The 1,763-nt window shown below is 56.8% G+C and carries 3 protein-coding genes; all 3 read left to right on the top strand.

The window, feature by feature from the left end; all coding sequences use genetic code 11:
* Positions 1–157: 157 nt before the first annotated feature.
* Positions 158–499 (top strand): hypothetical protein, encoded by a 342-nt coding sequence (locus tag AC1DPR_RS31825; RefSeq protein ID WP_477105839.1) that lies wholly within the window; start codon positions 158–160, stop codon positions 497–499.
* A gap of 17 nt (positions 500–516) precedes the next feature.
* Complete coding sequence (locus tag AC1DPR_RS31820; protein ID WP_477105838.1) at positions 517–714, top strand: hypothetical protein; 198 nt, start codon at positions 517–519, stop codon at positions 712–714.
* A gap of 579 nt (positions 715–1,293) precedes the next feature.
* Positions 1,294–1,539, top strand: a complete 246-nt coding sequence (locus tag AC1DPR_RS31815; RefSeq protein ID WP_477818002.1) for a hypothetical protein — start codon at positions 1,294–1,296, stop codon at positions 1,537–1,539.
* Positions 1,540–1,763: the final 224 nt, after the last annotated feature.

Here is a 1,763-nt window from a genome sequence, read left to right as displayed (position 1 = left end):
GGCGTACGAAGCGCGCGCAGGAACTCAGGCAGGCATCCCCCTTGCCTACTCTGCTGCCAGAGGAGGTTCGCCGCGAGATAATTTCTCAGGTTCAGGCACTCAAGAAAGGCGTGGTTATGGGCGATGTGCCCGAAGACGAGTCCGCTGGAGAACCGCTATGAAGCGAGAGGATCTCGAGCACATCATTCGTGCGTCAGGCGTTATCACGGACGAGTACGAGTTCGTCATAGTCGGCAGCCAGTCCCTTCTTGGCGGGCATCCATATCCACCCGAGGTCTTCACCGCGTCGGCGGAAGCCGACATCTATCCGCTCCATGCTCCTGAGAAGGCGGATGACATCGATGGCGCGATTGGCGAGGGCTCGCAATTCCACGAGTCGAATGGTTATTACGCACAAGGGGCGTCGGGCCAGACACGGCCATATTGCCTGACGGATGGTTGCGGCGAGTTGATAAGATCCAGAACGATGGTACGAGCAGCCGCATCGGATACTGTCTGAGCGCCATCGATCTATTCATGGCCAAGGCCGTCGCGAATCGGGACAAAGACCGGGACTTCAACGTGGCGCTGCTGGTGCACGGCTACGTGGAGGCAGAGATGGCCGTATCGATGGTCGACAAGATGCCGATCGACACGGCGGCAAAGGGCCGCCTGCGAGCGCGGGTCAAGCGTTGGGTGGGAATCGCTCAGGCACAGGCAAACGCAAAGGACTAAGGAAAGCTGGAGCAACGCGACTGTCCTAGCGTTTAGGGCTGGCCCAGCTTCGTAGGTGCCGCTGCGGATCGCAAGTTACATTTGCCGCACTTATAGAGCATTAAAAATACGTAACTTTCATACATGAAAGTTAGATTCGCTATCAGGCGGTTGGATCTGGGGTAGCGGCCATGGGCCGCTTGTGATCGTAGGTAGGCCGCCTTCCGGTTTCCGTCGCGCGTGCAAAGGTCCACTTCCAGTGCCCCTTCCACGACGTCTGTACGTTCGGCGCTAGCCCTTCCTTTTTTGACTGGCGAGCGATGCTATTCTGAGAATTCTCAGCAATCGGGCGAAGTCATGAGACGAGCGACTCACCCCAATAGCAAAGGTGGCGGTCGCGCGCATACCGAAGGGGCAGGCCTGTTAATAGATTGGGCCATTGAAAGATGGCGCACGATCAAACGGGCGCCACGCTGGCAAATGTGCGGAGATTACCGTGGCGAAGGCCTACGCCTTCGTGCGGTTGCGGTCTTTACAAGGTCTCCGCCGGCGCGAGCGCAATAGCTGCGAATGCAAAGCTAGCGCACCGACAAGGTAAGAATGGTCAGGAAACAGATTTCAGAATTAAAGGCCGGCAACTACTGGGCAACCCCTCACGAACCCTTCCTTCTTGATGGCCCCAACGGCCACGATGAAGTGTTTCCAGGGGCAAAGTGCGTGTGCGACGGCAAGTGGGCAACCTTCTTCCGCGACGGCAACGAGGTGTGGTCATGCAACGCGACATATGCCGCAGCCCATTTCGACTTTACACCTGTGCAAAATACTTCCGAATATTCGAAGCCATAGCGAGAAGCCTTCTCCTTGCTACCCATAGAACTACAGCCAGGCGTTGCCCCACTGATGCATGAAGGATGAACACTACCGTCACGAGAAGAGTTTCTTCCGATCTCTTTGAAAAATCCGAAGGAAAGGTCCACCGGGCGCGCGCAGAAACGATTTTGTGGATAAAGTCTGCCATGGCGCGTCACGGCATCACTATCGAGCAACTACGCGAGGCTGGATGCTTCCCC

Source organism: Rhizobium sp. 01T417, assembly GCF_056398905.1.
The sequence above is the reverse complement of the archived record's forward strand: the minus strand, read 5'-3'. Positions and strand labels throughout refer to the sequence as shown.